The organism is Actinomycetospora sp. (genome assembly GCF_055612215.1).
In genome coordinates this window covers 1-4,165 of sequence record NZ_JBVPVA010000004.1, presented here as the reverse complement: position 1 = coordinate 4,165, position 4,165 = coordinate 1, and the positions used below count along the sequence as shown (strand labels likewise).

Annotated in this window: 4 protein-coding genes; 1 reads left to right on the top strand and 3 read right to left on the bottom strand. The window is 74.4% G+C overall.

Features of this window, described 5'->3' with window-relative positions:
- A partial coding sequence (locus AC0CYZ_RS00055) for an AMP-binding protein (RefSeq protein WP_472210742.1) occupies positions 1-1,218 on the bottom strand: 1,218 nt, incomplete at its 3' end.
- A 131-nt stretch (positions 1,219-1,349) separates the two neighbouring features.
- Here AC0CYZ_RS00055 and AC0CYZ_RS00050 point away from each other — a divergent pair.
- Entirely contained in the window at positions 1,350-1,820 is a 471-nt protein-coding gene (locus AC0CYZ_RS00050) for a MarR family winged helix-turn-helix transcriptional regulator (RefSeq protein ID WP_472210740.1), read from the top strand.
- Between the two features lie 9 nt (positions 1,821-1,829).
- Here AC0CYZ_RS00050 and AC0CYZ_RS00045 read toward each other — a convergent pair whose 3' ends face one another.
- Both AC0CYZ_RS00045 and AC0CYZ_RS00040 read right to left on the bottom strand, forming a co-directional pair.
- Positions 1,830-3,323 carry an acyl-CoA synthetase gene (locus AC0CYZ_RS00045; protein WP_472210738.1) on the bottom strand — a complete coding sequence of 498 codons (1,494 nt, stop codon included), beginning with the start codon at positions 3,321-3,323 and terminating at the stop codon, positions 1,830-1,832.
- Positions 3,324-3,338: 15 nt separating this feature from the next.
- On the bottom strand, positions 3,339-4,165 hold an 827-nt coding region (locus AC0CYZ_RS00040; RefSeq protein WP_472210736.1), incomplete at its 5' end, for a p-hydroxycinnamoyl CoA hydratase/lyase.

Genomic DNA, 4,165 nt, shown 5'->3' with positions numbered 1-4,165 from the left:
CAGCGCGGTCTCCACCTCGCCCGCGCCGATCCGGTAGCCCCCGGACTTGATGAGGTCGACCGAGCGGCGCCCGACGATGCGGTGGTAGCCCCCGGCGTCGACGACGGCGGCGTCCCCGGTGCGGAACCACCCGTCGGCGGTCCAGGTCTCGGCGGTCGCCTCGGGGCGGTTGAGGTAGCCGTCGAACAGGCAGGCGCCGCGGACCTGGAGCTCGCCGATCGACTCCCCGTCGGCCGGGACGTCCTCGTCGGTGGTCTCCGGCTCGCCATCGGGACCGTCGACGACGGCCCGCAGCCGGGTCTCGACACCGGCCACCGGCACCCCGACCCAGCCCGGACGGCGCTCGCCGTCGGCCCGCACCGCGAGCGTGATCATCGTCTCGCTTATGCCGTAGCGCTCCAGCGGTGCCTGGCCGGTGAGCTCCCGGACGCGCTCGAACACCGGCACGGGCAGCGGCGCGGACCCGGACACCAGCAGGCGGGCCTCGGTCAGCGCGGCCGCGGACGCCGGGTCGTCGGCGATCCGCGACCACACCGTCGGCACCCCGAACAGCAGTGAGCCGCCGTGCTCGGCGACCGCCCGCGCGTAGTTCGCGGGCGTCGGCTTCACGGTGTGCACCAGCCGCGACCCGATCCGCAGGGCCCCGAACACCCCGAGCACCAGGCCGTGGACGTGGAACATCGGCAGGCCGTGGGCGAGGGTGTCGGCGGCGGTCCAGTCCCAGGCCTCGGCGAGCCCGTCGAGGCCCGCGGCCATCGCGTCCGCGGAGAGCAGCACGCCCTTGGGCGAGCCGGTGGTGCCCGAGGTGTAGAGGATGAGGGCGGGCCCGTCGCCGACGGCCTCGCGGACCTCGTGCCCGGCCCGCCGCGAGAGATCCACCCGGCGGCCGGGCAGCGTCACGTCGCGCGGCTTCTCGCCGAACCACGTGGCTGCGCCCGAGTCGCCGAGCACGTGCCCGCGCTCGGCCGGGCCGCTGTCCGGCGGCACCGGCACGACGGGGGCCCCGGCCAACAGCGCCCCCACGATCGCGACCACGGTCTCCGCGCTCGCCGTGGCCGAGACCGCGACGGGCGCGGACGGGTCGGAGCGCTCGGCGATCTCGTCGGCGACGACCGAGGCCGCCCCGAGGAGCTCCGGGCCGGAGAACGCGGTGTCCCCGATCCGGACGGCCTCCGGGTCGTCGAGGCCGCCGTCGAGCAGCGCACGCAGCAGGGGCACCGTCGCACCTCTTCCGGACGGGTGAGGCGTCGGCCGGGGCGCGACGCCGGGGAGCCCGCCCATTGTTCCCCGGCGGCGCCGTCGAGCGCGCGTCCGACTTCACGCGGGGTCGACATGGGAACATCCCGTGGATGAGCGAGAGGGCCTCCGCCACGGCGCGACCACGTCCGTCGCTGCTCTACGCGGTGAAGCAGGTCGAGCTCGTCGTCCGTGCGCACCTCGACGAGCTGCTGCGCGACTCCGGGGTCACGGCGCTGCAGTACACCGCGCTGACCGTGCTGGCCCGCCGCGACGGACTCACCTCCGCCGAGCTCGCCCGCAACTCGTTCGTCACCCCGCAGGCCATGGCCGACCTCGTGACCGCCCTCGAGCGCGGCGGCTTCATCGTCCGCCGGCGCAATCCTGACAACCGGCGTCAGCTGCTGATCAGCCTCACGCCGGAGGCGCACGCCCTGCTGGAGCGGTTCGACGAGCCCGTGGCCGGGATCGAGGCGCGGATGGTCGAGGGGTTCGAGGCCGCCGACCGCGAGCGGTTCCGCGACTACCTGAACCGGGCCCGGTCGTCGCTGGAGGTGGCGGCGCCCCGCGAGCAGTCCGTGTGACGACGCGGACTACGGCGTGCGAGCGCGGAGCGCACCCTTGTCCAGCTTCCCCGTGGGGTTGCGCGGCAACGCGTCGACGACCTCCACACGGCGTGGGTGCTTGAAGCGGGCGAGCCGGCCGTCGAGGTGGGCCAGCAGGTCCGCGGGGGTCGCGGTGGCGCCGGGTGCGAGCACCACCCAGGCGTGCCCGGTCTCGCCCCAGCGCTCGTCGGGGACCCCGACGACGGCGGCGTCGACGACCTCCGGGTGGGCGGTCAGCACGCCCTCGACCTCGGCCGGCGAGACGTTCTCCCCGCCCGAGATGTAGAGGTCCTTGACGCGGTCGACGATCCGGTAGAAGCCGTCCGCGTCGACGGTCGCGACGTCGCCCGTGCGGAACCATCCCCGGTCGGCGTGCTCTCCGGATCCGAACGCCTCGGCGCTCTCCTGGGGGCGTCGCCAGTAGCCGTCGACGACGTTCGGGCCGCGGACCAGCACCTCGCCCGAGTCGGCGAGCCGGACGTCGGAGAAGAAGTGCGGGCGCCCGGCGGTGCCGGTCTTCTCCCGGGCGTGCTCCCGGTCGAGCAGCAGCACCCCGGGCGCGGCCTCGGTCATCCCGTAGCCCTGCAGGAAGGTCAGCCCCCGCTCCGCGTAGCGCTCGAGCAACGCCGGAGGCACCGGCGCGCCGCCGCAGAGCAGGTAGCGCACGCTGGACAGGTCGGTGTCGGTGAAGCGGGGCGCTCGGGCCAGCGCCGCGAACATCGTCGGGACACCGAACATGATCGTCACGCCCTCGGCCGGGACCAGGTCGAGCGTGCGGTCGACGTCGAAGGCCTGCTCCAGCACCAGCGTCCCGCCCTTGAGCAGCACCGGCAGGCACGTCATCCCCAGCGCCGCCGCGTGGAAGAGCGGCGCGGAGAGCAGGCAGACCTCGTCGCGCGCCAGGTCGACGTCGACGACGACGTTGAGGGCGTTCCAGGTCAGGTTCGCGTGCGAGAGCCGCGCCGCCTTGGGTCGGCCGGTGGTCCCGGAGGTGTAGAGCAGGATCGCGGTGTCGTCGGGGTCGACGTCGACGGGGTCCCGACGCTCCGCGGTGCCGGTGATCAGGTCCTCGTACGAGCCGCCGACCTCCACGAGTGCCAGCGAAGCCTCGTCGTCTGCACCCAGTGGCAGGATCGCCGCTTCGTCGAACCCCGGTGCGTGCACGAGCACCCGGGACCCGGTGTCCTCGAGCGCGAACGCGTGCTCCTGCGGGGCCAGCCGCGAGTTCAGCGGGACGAACACCGCACCCAGGGCCGTCGTCGCGAACAGGGTCTCGACGAAGGCCGGGTGGTTCGGCCCCAGGTAGGCGACGCGGTCGCCGCGCTCGACGCCGAGCCCCGCGAGTCCGGCCGCCAGGGCGCGCACGCGGTCGTCGAGCGCCGCGTACGTGAGGCGGGCGGCGCCGTGGACGAGGGCGGTCCGCTCCGGGGTGGCGCGCGCCCGGCGGGCGGTCCAGGAGCCGAGGCCGGGCGGCGGGGTCACGAGGGCTCCCGCGGCTCAGCTGCGCTCGTAGGCGCCGAGGCCCGGGCGGTAGGTCTTCGCGTCCAGGAACTGGGTGAGCCCCTGCTGCTTGCCCTGCTCAGGGTCGTGCCCCGTGGCGGCGTCCAGCTTGGCGTAGAGGTAGTCCTCGGCGGTGTCCCACGACATCTGGCGCACCTTCTTCACCCCGACCTTCGCGGCCCGCAGCACGTGGGTGTTCATACCAGCCAGCCGGCTCGCGACCTCGACGGTGCGCGCCCGCAGCCGGTCGCCCGGCACGGCCTCGTTCACCAGCCGCATCGTCGAGGCCTGGCGGCCGTCGAAGCGCTCGCCGGTCATGACGTACCACTGCGCGTCCCGGGCCGAGACCGTCTCCGCCAGCGCCCGGCTGACCAGGCCCCCCGGCGGGATGCCCCAGTTGACCTCGGACAGCCCGAACGAGGCGTCCTCGGCCGCGATCGCGAGGTCGCAGCACACCAGCGGGGTGAACGCGCCGCCGAAGCACCAGCCGTTGACCATGGCGATCGTCGGCTTCGGGAAGTGGATGAGCCGGCGCCACTGCCACTCGGCGGAGTCCCGGCGAGCACGGATCTCGACGTGCGGGGGCGCGGCGTCGACCTCGCGGAAGTACTCCTGCAGATCCATCCCCGCCGACCACGCGTCGCCGCGGCCGGTGAGGACGACCACCCGGACGTCGTCGGCGGCCTCGAGCCAGTCGAGCGCGGCGATCATCTCGGTGTTCAGCGTCGGGTTCATCGCGTTGCGCTTGGCCGGCCGGTCGAAGAAGAGCCAGCCGATCCCGGCCTCGGCGTCCTCCCCGAGCTCGATGCTCACGGTCTCGAACA